17 protein-coding genes are annotated in these 16,721 nt (G+C 69.1%); 2 read left to right on the top strand and 15 right to left on the bottom strand.

The genetic code is table 11. From position 1 onward, the window contains the following. Positions 1-12: 12 nt before the first annotated feature. The 6 genes from treY to JOD27_RS36280 form a co-directional block, all read right to left on the bottom strand. Positions 13-2,088, bottom strand: coding sequence for a malto-oligosyltrehalose synthase (gene treY / locus JOD27_RS45465; protein ID WP_239570571.1), 2,076 nt, complete (start codon positions 2,086-2,088; stop codon positions 13-15). Further along, positions 2,088-4,193, bottom strand: coding sequence for a glycogen debranching protein GlgX (gene glgX, locus JOD27_RS36300; RefSeq protein WP_204766866.1), 2,106 nt, complete (start codon positions 4,191-4,193; stop codon positions 2,088-2,090). The genes treY and glgX overlap by 1 nt, the downstream gene beginning before the upstream one ends. 60 nt (positions 4,194-4,253) lie before the next feature. Next, positions 4,254-4,556, bottom strand: coding sequence for a hypothetical protein (locus tag JOD27_RS36295; protein WP_204766865.1), 303 nt, complete (start codon positions 4,554-4,556; stop codon positions 4,254-4,256). 91 nt (positions 4,557-4,647) lie between these two features. Next, on the bottom strand, positions 4,648-6,462 hold the full coding sequence (locus tag JOD27_RS36290) for a 4-alpha-glucanotransferase (protein ID WP_204766864.1): 1,815 nt from the start codon (positions 6,460-6,462) through the stop codon (positions 4,648-4,650). A 105-nt stretch (positions 6,463-6,567) separates the two neighbouring features. Then, positions 6,568-6,993, bottom strand: a complete 426-nt coding sequence (locus JOD27_RS36285; protein ID WP_204766863.1) for a RidA family protein — start codon at positions 6,991-6,993, stop codon at positions 6,568-6,570. Positions 6,994-7,006: 13 nt separating this feature from the next. Then, a complete protein-coding gene (locus tag JOD27_RS36280; RefSeq protein ID WP_204766961.1) occupies positions 7,007-7,918 on the bottom strand; it encodes a LacI family DNA-binding transcriptional regulator in 912 nt (303 codons plus the stop codon). A 32-nt stretch (positions 7,919-7,950) separates the two neighbouring features. Between JOD27_RS36280 and JOD27_RS36275 the strand changes: the two genes are divergently transcribed. Continuing rightward, on the top strand, positions 7,951-8,400 hold the full coding sequence (locus JOD27_RS36275) for a peroxiredoxin (RefSeq protein ID WP_204766862.1): 450 nt from the start codon (positions 7,951-7,953) through the stop codon (positions 8,398-8,400). Here JOD27_RS36275 and JOD27_RS36270 read toward each other — a convergent pair. Beyond that, entirely contained in the window at positions 8,387-9,286 is a 900-nt protein-coding gene (locus tag JOD27_RS36270; protein ID WP_204766861.1) for a TIGR03619 family F420-dependent LLM class oxidoreductase, read from the bottom strand. The two genes, JOD27_RS36275 and JOD27_RS36270, sit on opposite strands and share 14 nt — an antisense overlap. Positions 9,287-9,331: 45 nt before the next feature. Continuing rightward, complete coding sequence (locus JOD27_RS36265; protein ID WP_204766860.1) at positions 9,332-9,568, bottom strand: hypothetical protein; 237 nt, start codon at positions 9,566-9,568, stop codon at positions 9,332-9,334. Positions 9,569-9,646: 78 nt separating this feature from the next. On the opposite strand from JOD27_RS36265, the gene JOD27_RS36260 reads away from it, so the two are divergent. Next, positions 9,647-9,790, top strand: a complete 144-nt coding sequence (locus JOD27_RS36260; RefSeq protein ID WP_204766859.1) for a hypothetical protein — start codon at positions 9,647-9,649, stop codon at positions 9,788-9,790. A gap of 48 nt (positions 9,791-9,838) precedes the next feature. Here JOD27_RS36260 and JOD27_RS36255 read toward each other — a convergent pair whose 3' ends face one another. The 7 genes from JOD27_RS36255 to JOD27_RS36225 form a co-directional block, all read right to left on the bottom strand. Continuing rightward, positions 9,839-10,438 (bottom strand): TetR/AcrR family transcriptional regulator, encoded by a 600-nt coding sequence (locus JOD27_RS36255; protein WP_307830534.1) that lies wholly within the window; start codon positions 10,436-10,438, stop codon positions 9,839-9,841. Between the two features lie 2 nt (positions 10,439-10,440). After that, positions 10,441-11,391 (bottom strand): LLM class F420-dependent oxidoreductase, encoded by a 951-nt coding sequence (locus tag JOD27_RS36250; protein ID WP_204766858.1) that lies wholly within the window; start codon positions 11,389-11,391, stop codon positions 10,441-10,443. 75 nt (positions 11,392-11,466) lie between these two features. Then, complete coding sequence (locus tag JOD27_RS36245) at positions 11,467-12,123, bottom strand: O-methyltransferase (protein ID WP_307830533.1); 657 nt, start codon at positions 12,121-12,123, stop codon at positions 11,467-11,469. Positions 12,124-12,136: 13 nt separating this feature from the next. Then, the gene (locus JOD27_RS36240; protein WP_204766857.1) at positions 12,137-12,838 is read right to left on the bottom strand and encodes a 3-methyl-L-tyrosine peroxygenase-related protein; all 702 of its coding nucleotides are present in this window, start codon (positions 12,836-12,838) and stop codon (positions 12,137-12,139) included. A gap of 53 nt (positions 12,839-12,891) precedes the next feature. Beyond that, entirely contained in the window at positions 12,892-14,400 is a 1,509-nt protein-coding gene (locus JOD27_RS36235) for an HAL/PAL/TAL family ammonia-lyase (protein WP_204766856.1), read from the bottom strand. A 151-nt stretch (positions 14,401-14,551) separates the two neighbouring features. Further along, positions 14,552-15,277, bottom strand: a complete 726-nt coding sequence (locus tag JOD27_RS36230) for an SDR family NAD(P)-dependent oxidoreductase (RefSeq protein ID WP_204766855.1) — start codon at positions 15,275-15,277, stop codon at positions 14,552-14,554. Further along, positions 15,265-16,695, bottom strand: coding sequence for an AMP-binding protein (locus tag JOD27_RS36225; protein ID WP_204766854.1), 1,431 nt, complete (start codon positions 16,693-16,695; stop codon positions 15,265-15,267). The genes JOD27_RS36230 and JOD27_RS36225 overlap by 13 nt, the downstream gene beginning before the upstream one ends. Between the last annotated feature and the right edge of the window lie 26 nt (positions 16,696-16,721).

Raw genomic sequence — 16,721 nt, 5'->3', positions numbered from 1 at the left:
ACGTGCCCGCGGTCAGCCGCGCACCAGCAACGCCACCGGATACGTCTCCAGCAACGACACCAAGTCCTCCGTCGCGGGCCGTCCGGTCAGGATGTCCGTCCACCCCGGACCGCTCGGCAGCGGCAGCACCGTGCCCTGCCAGCCCTGCCGCGCCAGCCCGACCGGCAGCCTGGTCGCCACCGTGATCACCCCGGACCGTTCGAACGCCAGCACGTGCCCGGCGGCCGGGCCCTCGGCACGCAACGGTCGGTAGCCGTGCAGTCCTCGTTTGCGGGCCTGCAAGGCCTTCTGCACGACCAGGAGCTTCGCGGCACCGGAGTCGTCGACCTCGGGCAGCCGGCCCGACTCGATGCGGTCCAGCAGCTCGGCGCGGACCGCGTAGTCGACCGGCCGGCGGTTGTCCGGGTCGACCAGCGAGAACTCCCACAACTCCGTGCCCTGGTAGACGTCCGGCACGCCCGGTGCGGTGAGCTGGACCAGCTTCTGCCCCAACGCGTTCGAGTAGCCCGGCGCCTTGATCCGCTCGACGAACGTGGCGACCTCGGGCTCGTTCAGCACCTTCGCGGGCCACGCGGCGACCTCGGCGTCGAACTCGGCGTTCCGGTCGACCCAGGAAGTCTTGATCTTCGCTTCCCTGGACGCCTTTTCCAGGTACTGCCCCAGGCGTTCCTCGGTGATCGGGTAGGCGCCGACGAGCGACTGCCACGCGAGTCGGTTCAGCGACGGTTCGGAAATACCGTGCTTCTCGGACATCGCGGCCTCGAACGCCAGGTACTCCTCCGGCATCTCGGCCAGCACCGCGAGCCGCGCCCGGACGTCCTCCGAACGCTTCGTGTCGTGCGTCGACAGCGCGGTCATGGCTTGTGGCGTCTGCGCCTCCCGCATCGCCGCGCGCTGGTGGAACTCCTCGACGGGCATCCCGAACCGGTCTGGTGAGCCGCCGACCTCGTTGAGCGCCACGAAGTTCGTGTACCGGTAGAACGCGGTGTCCTCGGTGCCCTTCGCGACGACCATGCCGGACGTCTGCTGGATCCTCGTCGCCAGCTCGCCGTGCGGATCGGCACGCACCTGGTCGTCCAACGCCCGCACGGCAGGCGACTTGCTGCGTTGCACCGCGGTTTCCCAGTACTTCGAACCTTCCGGCAGGTACGAGCGGTACACCGGGAAGTCGACCATCACCTCGGCGACGGCCTGACACGCGTCCTCGAACGGCACACCCTGCACCAGCCGCGCGATCCGGCGCACCTCGGCGACCAGGATCGAGTCCGCGACCTGCTGCCGGGACGCGTGCTCGACCTCGTGGAAGTCACCGGCGAACGCCTCCGTGGGCGCGATGAACACACCGCAGATCTCGCGCAACGCGTCGTAGCCCGTGGTGCCGTCGACCGGCCAGCTCTGCGGCAGCGGTTCGTCCGGCCCGAGGATCTTCTCGACGACCAGCCAGCCGTCGAAGTGCTCGCGCAGCCGCCGGAAGTAGCCGCCAGGATCGGCCAGGCCGTCCGGGTGGTCGATCCGCAACCCCGTTACGCCCCAGGACAACACCTCGCGGTGGGTCGCCTCGAACACCTCCGGATCCTCGACCCTGACCGCGGCAAGCTCGGTGATGTCGAAGAACCGCCGGTAGTTGAGCTCGGTGTTGCCGCGCCGCCAGTTCACCCTGACGAAGTGCTCGCCCGGTTCGTCCTGTGCGTCCTCCGCGAGCACGGGCAGCAGGACCTTGCCGGACGACCAGTCGATGTCGAAGTACCGCGCGTACTTCGAGTTCTGCCCGTGCGCGAGCACGTCGTCCCACCACGGGTTCGGCACGACCATGTGGTTCGGCACGATGTCGACGACGAGCCCGAGCCCGAGCTCCGACAGGCGTTTCTGCATCGCCTTGCGGCCGTCGTCGCCACCGAGTTCGGGCCGCGCGCGGGTCGGGTCCACGACGTCGTAGCCGTGCGTCGACCCCTCGCGCGCGTCGAGCATCGGCGACGCGTACAGCGCGCCGACCCCGAGGCGTGCCAGGTAGTCGGCGATGGCGGTGGCGTCGGCGAACGTGAACGACGGGGTGAACTGGACGCGGTACGTGGAGGAAGGCGCGCCCATCAGCCCACCCGCTGCAGCACGACGAGCGACCGCGCGGTGAGGGTCAGCTGCCCGCCCGCGACGACCGGCTTCTCCCCGTTGCCTACGTGGCCGGTCGCCGTGTCGACGACCACCGTCCACTCAGGACCGTACTCGGCCTCGGGCAACGTCACCTCGATGTCCTCGTGGTGTGCGTTGAACGCCATCAGGAACGAGTCGTCGACCACCCGCATGCCGCGCGCGTCGAGGTCCGGGATGCCCTCACCGTTGAGGAAGATGACGATGCACTTGCCGAAGTCGTCCTCCCAGTTCTGCTCGGTCATCTCCTCGCCGGACGGGGTGAACCACGCGATGTCGCGCAGCTCCTCGCCCTTGCGGATCGGCCGCCCCGCGAAGAACCGCTTGCGTCGGAACACCGGATGCGCCTTGCGGAACGCCGCCAGCGCCGACGTGAACTCGACCAGCTCGGCGTTGGTCTCGAGCAACGACCAGTCGACCCACGACACCTCGTTGTCCTGGCAGTACGCGTTGTTGTTGCCGTGCTGCGTCCGCCCGAACTCGTCGCCGTGCAGGATCATCGGCACACCCTGCGACAACAGCATCGTCGCCATCAGGTTCCGCCGCTGCCGCGCCCGCAGTTCGAGGACGTCCTTGTCGTCGGTCGGCCCCTCGACCCCGCAGTTCCACGACCGGTTGTGGCTCTCGCCGTCCTGGTTGTCCTCGCCGTTGGCCTCGTTGTGCTTCTCGTTGTACGACACCAGGTCGTTCAGCGTGAACCCGTCGTGCGCCGTGACGAAGTTGATCGACGCGTACGGCCGCCGCCCGTCGTCCTGGTACAGGTCGCTGCTGCCGGTGATCCGCGACGCGAACTCGCCCAGCGTCGCCTGCTCACCCCGCCAGAAGTCCCGCACGGTGTCCCGGAACTTGCCGTTCCACTCCGTCCACAGTGGAGGAAAGTTGCCGACCTGGTAGCCACCGGGCCCGACGTCCCACGGTTCCGCGATCAGCTTGACCTGCGACACGACCGGGTCCTGCTGCACGACTTCGAAGAACGTCGCCAGCCGGTCCACGTCGTAGAACTCGCGGGCCAGCGTCGCCGCGAGATCGAACCGGAACCCGTCCACGTGCATCTCGGTGACCCAGTACCGCAGCGAGTCCATGATCAGCTGCAACGTGTGCGGCGACCGCACGTTCAGCGAGTTGCCGGTGCCCGTGTAGTCCATGTAGAACTTCGGGTCGTCCTCCACCAGCCGGTAGTACGACTCGTTGTCGATACCCCGCATCGACAGCGTCGGCCCCAGGTGGTTGCCCTCGGCGGTGTGGTTGTAGACGACGTCGAGGATGACCTCGATCCCCGCCTGGTGCAGCGCCCGCACCATGCCCTTGAACTCCTGCACCTGGTTCAACGGCAACGCGGAGTAGCCGTCGTGCGGCGCGAAGAAACCGATCGTGTTGTAGCCCCAGTAGTTGCTGAGCCGCCGCTCCGCCAGCGTGTGATCGCTGATGAACTGGTGCACCGGCATCAGCTCGACCGCCGTCACCCCGAGCTTCGCGAGGTGGTCGATCATCACCGGATGCGCGAGCCCGGCGTACGTGCCCCGCAGCCGTGGCGGGATCTCCGGGTGGTCGATGGTGAGGCCCCGAACGTGCGCCTCGTAGATGACGCTCTCGTTGTAGGGCGTCTTCGGCAGCCTGTCGTTCGTCCAGTCGAAGAACGGGTTGACCACCACGCTCTTCGGCACGTGGGGCGCCGAGTCGGTGTCGTTGCGCTCGTCCGGCGACCCGAACTTGTACCCGTACAGCGCCTCGTCCCACGCCAGACCGTTGGAGATGGCCTTCGCGTACGGGTCGATCAGCAGCTTGTTGGGGTTGCACCGCAGCCCTCGCGCGGGGTCGTGCGGGCCGTGCACGCGGTATCCGTACCGCTGCCCCGGCCCCACGCCGAGCAGGTAGCCGTGGTGGACGAAGCCGTCCACCTCCGGCAGCCTCACGCGGGTCTCGGTGCCGTCGTCGTCGAAGAGGCAGAGCTCGACGTACTCGGCCACCTCGGAGAACAGGGCGAAGTTGGTGCCCACACCGTCGTATCCAGCGCCAAGCGGGTAGGGCCTTCCAGGCCAGGGTCGCACGATGCTCCTCACAGAACGGCGGCTACCCGTCGACCCTATCCACCTAACGCCGGTCCGGCATCACGCCCTTTCGTGTGCCAGCATCAGCTGCCCACGTGCGGCCGTGAGCAACGTGCGTGCTTCCTGGATCTCGCAGTACTTCAGGTGCTCACACGCAGCCTCCGCGCAAGCCAGCGCGTTCTGCAGAGCGACGTTGTCCTCCACGGGTCCTGCGTCCCGCAGCGCGTCACGCAGGGATTCCTCCGCGCGCCGTGCCCCGACTACCGGGTCGCCGAGTGCGGCTGGTCTCATTGAAGCGAGAACCTGCTCGACGGCCAGTTCCAGCACGCCGGTTGGTGTCCGCGTGCTCACGGCTGAACTCATCTGGTACGCCACCTCCAAAACGTTCGTCCGCCGTCAGGTGACGGCCCTTACAGTACTCCACAGGCCCATGACCTGCTGTTACGTGGAAGTTTCATCTATTTCTGGAGCGCAGCGGACGGGTGATGTCCCTGACTCGGGGGAAGAGATCGTCCACGAGGACGGGCAGAGGGATTCTCCAGTTCGGGTGCTCGTCGATCGTGCCCGGCACGTTGGGCTGCCGGGTTTCCCGCAGAGCGTCCTGAGGTGAAGTCAGGACCAACGCGCAGGGTGCCTGCGCGAGCAACTCGTGAGCGCCGGCGACCCGGTCCGAGGCGTCGACGCCCTCCTGGCGCATCAGTGCGTCGAAATCGGGGCCGTCGGGGCCGGCGAAGAACGTCGCGGCCGTCGGGAGGTCATGGGTCGAGATGCTGGCCATCGCCTTCGGGGTCCACCGCGACGGCGGGATCAGCGGGTGGCCGGGAGCGTAGTAGTCGCGCTGGAAGTAGAGGACGGCGCTGGTGAGCATGCCGTTTTCCTGCAATGTCTTCGTGACGACCGGCTCGACGGTGCCGAGGTCCTCGCCGACCACCACGGCGCCGGCGCGATAGGCCTCCAGCGCGAGCACGCCGAGCATCGCGTCGGCGTCGTAGTGGACGTACGTGCCGCGTGACGGCGGCTCGCCCGGCGGGATCCACCACAGCCGCCACAGGCCCGCGACGTGGTCGATGCGGATGCCGTCGGCGTGCTTCAGCACGCTGCGCAGCACCTGGCGGAACGGGCGGTAGCCGGTCTCGGCGAGCTTGTCGGGGCGCCACGGCGGCAGGCCCCAGGCCTGGCCGTCGGCGCTGAACGCGTCGGGTGGCGCACCGACCGTGACGTCGATGGCGAACACGTCGGGATCCGCGAACGTGTCGGCGCCGCCGGGTGACACCCCGACCGGGAGGTCGTGGATGATGCCGACGGCCATGCCCGCCTCGTGCGCGGCGAGCCGGACGTCCTGCAGCTGCCGGGTGCACAGGTGCTGGAGCCAGGCGTGGAAGGCGACCCGTTCCTGCGGCGCTTCCGCACGGTCCGCGGACCAGGTGCGCCAGTCCTTGCCGTGGATCTCGGCCAGCGCGCAGTAGGTGGCGAAGGCCTTCAGATCCTCGTCCATCTCGATGTCGCCGCCGGGGAACAGCAGTTCCAGCGCCTGCCTCTTGGCGTCCCAGATCACGTCGTAGTCGATCAGGTCCCCGTGGTCGGGCCGCAGGTCGCGGATGAGCTGCCGGGTGCGCGGGCAGGCCTGCAGGAACTCCGGCGTGTCGGTGATGCGCAGGTACAGCGGGTTCACGAACCGGCGGCTGACCGGCGAGTAGGGCGAGCGTTCGACGGGGTGGGTCAGCGAGGGCGCCTGCACCGGGTTGACGAGGACCACCCCGGCGTCGAGCTCCAGGCAGGACCGGCGCGCGATCGTGGCGAGGTCGGCGAAGTCGCCCATTCCCCACGAGTCCTTCGACCGCGCCGCGTAGAGCTGCAGCATCCAGCCCCAGGTGCGCGGGACGTCCGGCAGCGTCCTGGGCGCCACGGCCAGCGTGATCGTCTGGGTGGCGGTGACGACGCGGTGCCAGCCCAGCGGCAGGCTGTCCGGCAGGTGCCGCTCGACTTCGAACGTGGTGCCGTCCTCCAGCTCGACCGTCGCCGGGCCGCGCAGGTCGTACGTCTCGTACTCGCGGATCACGATCGTCGGCGGAAGCGCTTCGACGGCCCTGCGCCGCTCGATCTCGGCCAGCTCACGGGTGATCGAGTCCTCAGTGGACGCGTCGACGCCGAACTGCGCGAGGACCTTGACGACGACCTCGGTGTCGACCACGACCTCTTGCTGGTCCGCGTTCTCGTACCGAGTGGCAACGCCCCAGGCGTCCGCCAGTCGCGCCACCAACTCGTCCACAGGTACAACCTATGTCACAGCTCGGTCCGCATTACCAGAGCAAATGGTCCCTGGTCACCCGAAGGGTGCAGGCCGGTCGGGACGCACACTCACACATGTATTTGCTCAGACATCCGATGGTTCTCCGGGAATCGCCACGACGGCTTCGACCTCGACCAGAAATTCCGGCCCGAACAACGCCGCGACCTGAACGAGCGTGCTCGCCGGGTTGTGCACATCCCCCAGCGCGGGTCGCAGAATCTCGTCACGCACATCGCGAATGGTCTGCACCTCGGAAGCATCGAGCACGTACCAGGTGAACTTGACGACATCCGACCAGTCGGCGCCGAGGCTTCTGATCACGTGATGGAGATTGCGCAGCGCCTGCCGTGTCTGGGCGGCCAGGTCGTCGACCCCGACAGCGCACCCCTGCGCGTCGATCGCGACCTGACCGGAGACGAACGCGATCTTCCCGGTGACCGTCACCGCGTGGGCGTAGCCGGGCGTGTTCGCCAGCTCCGGCAGTTCGGTCAGACGCTTCTCGGCGGGCATGCGCCCACCGTACTCAGGCAGCGGGTCCGCTCGAGTTGCGCACCACGAGCCGCACCGGGTGCTCCGCCGGTTCGATCTCGCCGCCCCTGATCAACGTGAACAGGTCGGCGACCGCACGCTCCCCCTGTTCCTTCGCCGCGCCCTCGACCGCGGTCAGCCCGACCACGCGCGTGAGCTCCTGGCCGTCGAGCGACACGATCGACACCTCGTCCGGCACGGTGCGCCCGTCCCGCTGCATGCGCAGGTAGATCCCCACAGCCGCGGCACCGTTCGAGCTGATCACGGCGGTCGGTAGGCGTTCGCCGTCGAGCAGCACGTCGACCACCTGCTCGCCGCCGTCGACGGTCGGCGAGCACCAGACCGTCCACTCCGGACGGACCTCCAGCCCGGCCTCGATCAGGATCTCGTCGTACGACTCGTCCACGCCGTCGGACAGCACCAGCGCCACGTCGTGATGACCGAGCGTCTTCAGGTGCGCGACGGCGGTCCGCAGGGCGCGGCGCAGATCGGCGTCGTCGACCGTGACGTGCGGGACCTCGAGCGACTCCAGCGCGGCCTGTTCGGCTGCCGTCATGGAAATGGAGAGAAGAAGCACCCCGTCCACGCGGCGCCCCAGCGGCAGCTCGTCGAAGAACTTCTCGCGGGCCTCCGCGGACCCCAGCACGTAGAGCAGCACGTCGTAACCGGCCTGTCGCAGCGCGCCCTCCGCACCCGCGAGCACAGGGCTGACCTCGGACGTCAGCACCGCGATCGCGTAGCGGCGTCCACCGGCCAACGAGGACGCGTCGCGCGCGATGGCGTACTTCATCCGCCGTGCGACCTCGCTCACGTGCTGCCGCGTGGCCTCGGACACGCCCGGTTCGCCCCGCAGGGCCCGCGATACGGTCGCAGCAGACACCCCTGCAGCCTTGGCCACATCGGACATGCTGGTCACGGTTGAGAGCGTATTGGAGATCCATGAAGCCCGGCGACATCGCCCCCGACTTCTCCCTGCCCGACCAGGACGGCGTCGAGCGCAAGCTGTCCGAACTACTCGAGAACGGCCCGGTCGTGCTGTTCTTCTACCCCGCGGCGATGACGGCCGGCTGCACCGCGCAGAGCTGCCACTTCCGCGACCTCGCCGCGGAGTTCGGCGAGGCGAAGGCGCAGCGCGTCGGCATCTCCACCGACGACGTGGCGAAGCAGAAGCAGTTCGCGGAGCTGAACGGCTTCGACTACCCGCTGCTGTCCGACGTCGACGGCGAGGTGGCCGAGCAGTTCGGGGTGAAGCGGCGGTTCGGGCCGATCCCGGTCAAGCGGCACACGTTCGTCATCGACACGAACCGCGAGGTCATCGAGGTGATCAAGAGCGAGTTCTCGATGACCTCGCACGCGGACAAGGCGCTGGCGGCCCTCAGGAACCGGTGATCACCGCTCGCGCCAGGTCGAGGTACTCGTCGACGCTTCGAGCGGTCAGCTGGAAGTCGACGAACACCTCGTCCACCACGCCCTCGACGCGCCGCACGTAGTCCGTGAGCTGGTCGATCGTGCCGACGTGCGGAACGTGCGCGTCATCGGCCTGCTCGGCGGTGATGTGCGGGTTGATCCGCAACGGGAACCGCAGCGCGCCGGGATCGCGCCCGAACGACGCGGCCTGCTGCCTGATCGACGCGATGGTGGCGGTCAGCATCGGCAGCGGCAGGCCGACGGCGAGCCACCCGTCGGCCCGCCGCGCGATGCGGGTGAACGCGGCCGGCACCAGCCCCGCGAGCAGGATCGGCGGCCGTCGTACCGGCTTGGCCCTGACCCACGACTCCGGCACCGTCCACAACGGACCCTCGTGCGTCACGACGTCGTTGGACCAGAAGGCGTCGAGGACGTCCAGCGTCTCCTCCAGCCGGGCACCGCGGCCCTCCCACGGCACGCCCGCGGCCTGGTACTCGTCGCGCAGCCAGCCCACGCCGATGCCGAGGTCGATCCGGCCGCCACTCAGCTGGTCGAGGGTGGTGACGGTGCGGGCGAGCAGCGCGGGCGGCTGCCACAGCGCGTTCAACGTGCTCGTGCCCAGCCGCACCCGTGACGTCGTCGTCGCCACCGCGGCGAGCAGCGTGAGCGGGTCGAGGAAGTTCTCGTAGGCGGACGGGATGACGCCGTCCGGCGTGATGTAGCGGTCCCGCGGCCTCACCGGGAGCAGCAGCCGGTCCGACACCCACAGGCTGTCGAATCCCATGCCCTCCGCTTCGACGGCGACCCGCAGCGTGGCGGAGGGATCGGCGACGACGCCGTACTGGGGCAGGGCAAGACCGAGTTTCATGCCGGCAGTGTGTCCCGTCCCCTTTCCATCCTCTTTGTTCGCAGGTCAGCCCTCGTGGACGCGCTCACCTGCGAAACTGCGCGCCATGCGGTTCCAGCTGCTCGGTCCGGTCGAGGTGTCCGGCGACGACGGCACCGCCGTCGTGCTGCCGGGTGCCCGCGCCAGGGCGACACTCGCGATGCTGCTGGTCTCCCGTCCGAACGCGGTGAGCGCGAGCAGGCTGTTCGAGACCGGGCACCACGCCAAGGACCCGGTGAACGCGCTGCACGTCCAGATCGCCAAGCTCCGCGCCGCGCTGCCGGAACAGCGGCTGGTGTCCGAGCAACCCGGCTCAAGGGCATCGCCAAGCTGCGCTACGACATGCGCGCGGTGTTCCTCGACCCGATTCCGGCGCAGGTCGCCGATCTCCGCCGGATTCCGACCTCCCGGCCCGCGGACCTCGTGCTGCACGACACCGCGTACGTCGGCGCAAGGGTGCTCGGAAGACGCGGCCCGTACACGTGATCGGGAACGGGCATGGTCGCGAACAACAGATCCATACCCGGCAGTGGATCAGGCGGCCCTTTCCGGATCCTTTCCGCGACCGGACAGGCCTGCCAGCACGAAGTCCGCGATCTCTCCGGCCAGCACCGAAGGCGACTTCGGACCGTCCGGCCGGTACCACACGGGCAGCTGGTTCACGACGCCCAGCGCGATCCGCACCACGGTGTCCGCGGGCACGGCGGAGCTGAACTCCCCGTCCGCCTGCCCCTTCTCGATCACCGCGAGGAACGTCTCGTGGTAGCGGCGGCGTTCGGCGCGGAACTCGGTCATCCGCGCCTCGTCGAGCCGGTGCATCTCGCGCACGAACACCGCGGTCTCGTCGACCCGTTCGGCCGTCGAGACGACCAGCGACACGAGGATCTCCCGGACCGTGTCGGCGGACGACAGGCCGAGCCCGATGATCCGGTCCATGTCCGCCGACTGGGCCGTGATCAGCAGCCGGTAGATCTCGAAGAGCAGGTCGTCCTTCGCGCGGAAGTAGTGGTACAGCGCGCCTTTGGTCACCTCGGCGGCCGTGACGATCTCCTGCACCGAGGTCGCGTCGTAGCCCTGGGACGCGAAGAGGCGCACGGCCGCGTCGATGATCTTCTGCTCGGTCGCGCTGGGCACGGCTATGCCTTGGGTGCCAAGGCGCGTACCTGCTCCACCTGGTCGCCACCGGTCGGAAGCAGCGCGATGATCGGCGTGTCGACGCCCGCGGTCTGGTACTCGGCGACGCGCGCGCGGCACTCGTCGACCGAACCGTGCACGATCAGCGCGTCGACGACCTCGTCCGGGATGGCCTTCGACGCGGCCTTGCGGTCGCCCGCCGCCCACGCCTCGTGCATCGGGCGCAGCACGTCGCCGCGGCCCAGCCAGTCGTGGAACGCCGCGTAGGCGGGCACGGTCAGGTAGGTGCTGATCAGCATGCGGCCCAGCGCCCGCGCCGCGTCGGCGTCCTCGGTAGGGCACACGAAGATCCGCGCCGCGAGCTCGGAGTCGCCGAGCTCGCCGCGCACCTGCGCCACGTCGGACGCGGCCAGCCAGTTGGTGATCGCGCCGTCGGCCTCGCGACCGGCCAGGCGCAGCATGTTCGGCCGCAGCGCCGCGAGCATGATCGGCACCTTCTCGGCGGGCGGGCGCTCCAGCTTGAAGCCCGAGACCTTGAACGTGTCGTACTCGGCGGTGACCTTCTCGCCGGCCAGCGCGGCCTTGAGGAAGCGCAGGGTGTCGCGGGTGCGCTTGAACGGCTCCTCGAACGGGATCGCGTTCCAGCGCTGCACGATCGCGGGCGACGACGAGCCGATGCCCAGCACGAACCGGCCGCCGGTCACCTCGGCCAGCGTCGCCGCGGTCATCGCGAGCGTCGCGGGCCCGCGGGTGTAGACGGGTGCGATGGCCGGTCCGAAGCGCAGCTCGGAGGACCACTGCGCGGCGAGCGCGAGCGGCGTGAACGCGTCGGTGCCGGTCGTCTCGGCCGACCACACGTCCGTGTAGCCGAGCCCGCCGAGCTCGGACACCAGCGCGCGGTGCTCGAGCACCGGCACGCCGAGCAACGGCAGCGTGATTCCCCAACGAGCCATGAACGCCTCCAAGTAGCGACCTGGCCCCCACCCTACCGACCGGTCGGTATGCTCACAACCGGTCGGTAGGACACCTCACTTCTTGCGGGCGAGGGTGAGCCCGTCCGCGATCGGAACCAGCACCGAATCGACGCGTGGGTCGTTGCGCACGAACGTGTTGAACGCGTCGATCGCGGCCGCGTTGCCTTCCGGCTGCTCCGCGGCGGCCTCGCCGTAGTAGAGGGTGTTGTCCGCGAGCAGCAGGCCGCCCTGACGGACCCGTGGCACCAGCAGGTCCCAGTAGTGGACGTACCCGACCTTGTCCGCGTCGATGAACACGAGGTCGATGACCGGTTCGTCGGGCAGCTCGGCCAGCGTCTGCGCGGCGGCACCGAGCCGCAGGTCGATCCGGTCGCGCACGCCGGCCGCCTGCCACGCCTCCTCGGCGATCCCGGTCCACTCAGTGGAGACGTCGCAGGTGATGACCTTGCCGTGCGGGGGAAGCGCCTGCGCGAACGCGAGCGTGGAGTACCCGGTGTACGTGCCGACCTCGACGACTGTCTGCGCGCCGATGAGCTTGACCAGCAGCGACAGCAGGACCGCCTGCTCGTGCGGGATCTGCATCTCCGCGGAGTCGCCGAGCTCCAGCGTCCTCGCGATCAGCTTCTCCTGCACCGCGCTGGGCTGGCCCGCCTGCGTGCGCACGTACTGGTAGATCTGCGGGGTCATGACCACGGTCTTGAAGTCGTTCACGCGCGGCCTTCTCTCATAGTCGGGTGACGAGCGTCCTGAGTGTGTCGCTGTACTCGGGCCGCAGCGGGTGTTCCGCGAGGTCACGACCGATGGCGTGCAGGACGGCGGCGCGGTGGGCGCGGTAGCGGCTCACGCACACGTTCTCGCGGCTGACGAGGAAGAACTCGTCGAACCGGTCGCGTTCGGCATCGGTGGTGGGCACGCGCGTACGCCCCGACTCGCGCAGCAACGAGTTGCCGCAGGGCACGAGTCTGCGCATGACCTCCATGTGTGCCAACAGGTTCGCCTTGCTCGCGGAGGAAAGCGGTGCGGCCGCCACGGGCCCCAGTGCGGCACGCGCCCGGCGCAGCAGGCCGGGTAGGGGCTCGTAGTCACGTGCCCACCGCCCGCTGAACGCCGGGTCGAACGCCACCATCAACGGCCGGATGACGTCCTCGTACACCTCACGGGAACAACTGCCCGAATAGGCAAGCATCACCGAGTACGCGTCATATCCAAGCGCAGCGAGGCGGACTAGTTGCGAATCAGGCTCGCGTATCAACCGATCGAGTGAAGCCGAAAGAAACCTCCAGACCAGAAATGCGCCGTGATGGCCGAGAAACCAGCGGTGGACGGCACGATCCGCCGGATCCTCGGGGGCGTTGATCACGATCGGAATCTGATAACAACCGGTGCACGGAATCAATTCCGTTCCCGGCATCGGCAGCCGCAGCACGGGCAGTCCGACGTGCGTGTGCCCCCAGGTGGGCGTGCAGACCGGAGCGCTCATCACACACCCTCCACTTCGGACACGATCGTGTCGAGGAGGTCGGCGACGCGGCCGAGCGCGACGTCGAGCGGCCGGTCTTCCACGATCGGCGGCACCTCCGCCGCGATCCGGTCGAACACCTCGGCGAGCCGCGGCGCCCGCGGGTGGCGCGCCCCGACGTGCACCGCCTGACGCAGCCCGATCGCGAGCCCCGCGTGCAGGTAGCGCAGCAGGCCCGCCTGGTCGAGCGCGGTGAACGCGGCCTGGGTGCCGAACGGGACGACGTCCTGGTTGTGCAGGTTCGTCGGCAGGCTCTGCACCGAGGCGGGCATGGCGGCACGGCGCATCGCCGCGACCGTCGCGGTCGTGCAGAGCTGGACGCCCTGCAGCGCGTGGTGCTGACCGGGTGCGGGGCTCAGCATCGGTGGCAGCCCGCTCGTGCGGTGCGGATCGACCAGCAGGTCGAGCTGGCGTTCGGCCAGATTGCCCAGCTGCACCAGGGCGACGCCCAGCTGGTCGGCCGCGAAAGCGCTGGGCTGACCGAAGAAGTTGCCGCCGTGCACGACCTCCTCGGTCTCCGGGAAGAACAACGGGTTGTCGCTCACGCCGTTGAGGTCGCGGCGCACCACCTCCTCCGCGTGCCTGACGCTCGTGCGGCACGCGCCGATCAGCTGTGGCGTGCAACGGATGCTGTAGGCCTCCTGCAACGGACGCTCACCCGACGGCGCGCTGCCCGCGAGCCAGGTCCGGATGGCCGCACCGGTGTCCGCGACGTCCGGATGCCCGAACGCGGCCAGCAGCCCGACCGACGTGAACTCGGTGCCGCAGCCCAGGACGTCGGTCATCAAGGCGGACAACAACTCCGCGATCCGCCGCGCCCGGTTCGCCTGTGCCACAGCGAGTCCGAGTACTGCGGCGGTCACCGAAATGCCGTTCACCAGCGCGAGCGCGTCCCGCCCGTCCAGCTCGAGCTTCTCGAGGCCCGCCTGGCCGAGCGCTTCGGCCGCGGGCATGAGCCGACCCTGGAAGTACGCGTTCCCGTTGCCCCGCAACGCATGCGCGACGTAGGCCAGCGGCTGGAGATCACCGCTCGCGCCGACAGAGCCCAGCCGTGGCACCGCAGGGGCGAATTCCGAGCCCAGCACGGCGATCAGCGTCTCGACGACGTGCTCCGAGACCCCGGATCGGCCCTGCGCCAACGAGAACAGCCGCGCCAGCACGGCCGCCCGCGCCACCGCGGGTGGCATCAGCTCGCCGTGGCCGACGATGTGGTGAATGATCGTGTTGTCGCTCTGGCCGGCGCCGTCCGCGCGGCCGGCGAACTCGACGAGTGGGCCGAAACCCGTTGTGACACCGTAGACAGCGCGTCCGGAGCCGCTCACCGCGAGCACGAACTCGCGGCAGCGCGCGACGCGTGCTCTCACGTCCTGCGGCAGGTCGACGTGCAGGGGTTTACCGGCGAGTTCGAGATGCTCGGGTTCGAGTGCCGCCGCCAGGCTCAGGGCAGCGGAGGATGTTCCGACAGGCACGACGCCTCCTGTGGACGTTTTCGGGGGACCTCTCGCGACGATCCCCGTTGACCTGTCGGCGAGGAAGGGCCTGAACGCACTACCCGAAGAAATATCGGGTGACCGTTCCTCCTCGTGGCGGAAGTTCTTGGCCGTTGACAGTGCAGGCGTTTCACCCGTCCGCAGGTGTGATGAGCTCACCGGACCGGTGATCGAACTCTCCGCTCACGATTCGGGACAAAAGAGCGGCCGACTGCTCCACCGGGGTGAACCTGCCCTGGTCGCGCTGAGATCTCGCCCACTGCGTGACCCGCTGCACGTACGGATCTCCGGACTCCACGTCGCAGCCGCGGCCCATCAGACCGACGTCGACCATGCCGGGGTCGTAGCTCAGCACCGCGATCCGCCGTCGCTTCAGCTCGACGGCGAGGTTCTCGGTCAGCTTGATCACGGCGGCCTTCGACACGGAGTACGCGGTGAGGTAAGGCCATCGGTGCGCACCGGCGTTGCTGACGACGTTGATGATCCGCCCGCTCGTCATCGCGCGGATCGCGGCGTTCGCGGCGAAGGCGGTGCCGCGCAGGTTCACCTCGAACGTGCGCCACCACTCGTTCTCGTCGACCTGCCACGTCGGCCCGACCGGCCCGCCGAGCGCGCCGTTGTTGACCAGCACGTCGAGCCCGCCGAGGCTCTCGATCAGCTTCGGTGTCGCATCGGGGTCTCCGAGGTCCGCGACATGCGCCTCGACATCGACACCCCGCGCCCTGAGCTCGGCTTCCGCGGTCCGCAGCGCGTTCTCGTCGCGCCCGGTGATGACGAGCTGGTGCCCTTGCGCGCCAAGGACTTCGCTGAACACCCTGCCGAGCTCCTTGGCGCCACCCGTGATCAGGACTCGCACTCGTCCTGGCCCTTGAGCAACCGCCGCAGGATCTTGCCCGAGACCGACTTCGGTATCTCTTCCACGAACTCAACCTGGCGCACCTTCTTGAAAGGCGCCACCTCCGCCGCCACGAACGCAATCAGCTCCTCCGCGGTGACGTCGCCTTCCGTCACCACGAACGCCTTGGGCACCTCGCCGTTAACCCGATCGGGCGCACCGATCACCGCGGCGTCCCGCACCGCGGGATGCCTGCGCAACAAGGCTTCCAGCTCCGCGGGTGCGACCTGGTAGCCCTTGTACTTGATCATTTCCTTGACGCGGTCGACGACGTAGAACCGGCCGTTGTGGACACGCACGAGATCACCGGTGCGCAGCCATCCGTCCACGAAGGCCTGTCGCGTGGCCTCCTCGTCGTCGAGGTAACCGTCCATGACCTGCGGCCCGCGGATGAGCATCTCCCCCACGGCCGTGTCGGTGGTCGTGCCGGGTTCGACGATGCGCGCTTCGGTGCCGGGGCTGAGCACGCCGACGCTCGCGGGATCGGTGTCGAGGTCGCCGTCGAACGTCTGGTGCGTGCCACCCGCCTCGGTCAGCCCGTAGCCCTGGCGCACCGGCGCGCCGAGCTTGCGCTCTGCTTCCCGGCGGATGCCCTCGTCGAGCGGGGCGGCGCCGCAGAGGACGAGCTTGAGGTGGAGGTCCTTCGGCATGTCTTCTTCGTCAGCGATCGCGGCGGCGAGCGGCGGCACGAGGAACGCGCGCGTGACCCGGTGCTCCGCGAGACGTCTCAGGTACGTCCGGGCGTCGCTGCGGGGCATGGTGACGAGCGTGGCGCCGCCGAGCAGACCGGAGTTGAGGACGATCGCGAGCCCGTAGATGTGGAAGAACGGCAGGTTCGCGGCGAGCACGTCCGTCTCGTCGACGCGCCAGCCCTGGCGTTGCTGCTCCAGGTTGGCGACGAGGGCCCGGTGGCTCAGCTTGACGGCCTTGGTGAGCCCGGTGGTGCCGCTGGAGAAGAGGACCGCCGCGATCCCCTGCGGGTTCGGCGGCGGGAGCGTTCCGGTGTCGCTCTCGGGAAGGTCGTCGAGGTCGAGCGTGGTGGAGACGTGCGCGAGGGCCTTGAGCCGTTCGGTCTCGGCCGCGGTGAGCAACGGGTTGATCAGCGCAGCCGTCGCACCTGCCGCCATGATCGCGTGCAGCCCGACCGCGTACATCGGCCTGTTGCCGCTCACGATCGCGACCGTGTCGCCGGGCGCGATGCCTTGCGCTGTCAGGCCTTTCGCGGTCCGCTCGACCTGCCTCGCGAGTTCGTCGTAGGTGAGGCTCTCGCCCGTGACGACGTCCAGCAACGCCGGCTTGTTTCGTCGCTGCTCGAGAACGTGCGCGGGGACCGTGGTGTCGGGAACGACCACCGCCGGCAGGGGGCTGCGGTAGATCATCAGTCGGCTCCGGGTTCCACGCCGCC

The sequence above is a fragment of the Lentzea nigeriaca genome (assembly GCF_016907955.1).
Classification (GTDB): Bacteria; Actinomycetota; Actinomycetes; order Mycobacteriales; family Pseudonocardiaceae; genus Lentzea; species Lentzea nigeriaca.
This window is presented reverse-complemented; position numbering and strand designations above follow the sequence as displayed.

Excerpts from the sequence above, each read along its gene's own strand:
- treY (WP_239570571.1), bottom strand. The coding sequence starts at position 2,088 with ATGGGCGCGCCTTCCTCCACGTACCGCGTCCAGTTCACCCCGTCGTTC.
- JOD27_RS36295 (WP_204766865.1), bottom strand. The coding sequence starts at position 4,556 with ATGAGTTCAGCCGTGAGCACGCGGACACCAACCGGCGTGCTGGAACTG.
- JOD27_RS36285 (WP_204766863.1), bottom strand. The coding sequence starts at position 6,993 with ATGCCCGCCGAGAAGCGTCTGACCGAACTGCCGGAGCTGGCGAACACG.
- JOD27_RS36280 (WP_204766961.1), bottom strand. The coding sequence starts at position 7,918 with ATGTCCGATGTGGCCAAGGCTGCAGGGGTGTCTGCTGCGACCGTATCG.
- JOD27_RS36275 (WP_204766862.1), top strand. The coding sequence starts at position 7,951 with ATGAAGCCCGGCGACATCGCCCCCGACTTCTCCCTGCCCGACCAGGAC.
- JOD27_RS36270 (WP_204766861.1), bottom strand. The coding sequence starts at position 9,286 with ATGAAACTCGGTCTTGCCCTGCCCCAGTACGGCGTCGTCGCCGATCCC.
- JOD27_RS36260 (WP_204766859.1), top strand. The coding sequence starts at position 9,647 with ATGCGCGCGGTGTTCCTCGACCCGATTCCGGCGCAGGTCGCCGATCTC.
- JOD27_RS36250 (WP_204766858.1), bottom strand. The coding sequence starts at position 11,391 with ATGGCTCGTTGGGGAATCACGCTGCCGTTGCTCGGCGTGCCGGTGCTC.
- JOD27_RS36225 (WP_204766854.1), bottom strand. The coding sequence starts at position 16,695 with ATGATCTACCGCAGCCCCCTGCCGGCGGTGGTCGTTCCCGACACCACG.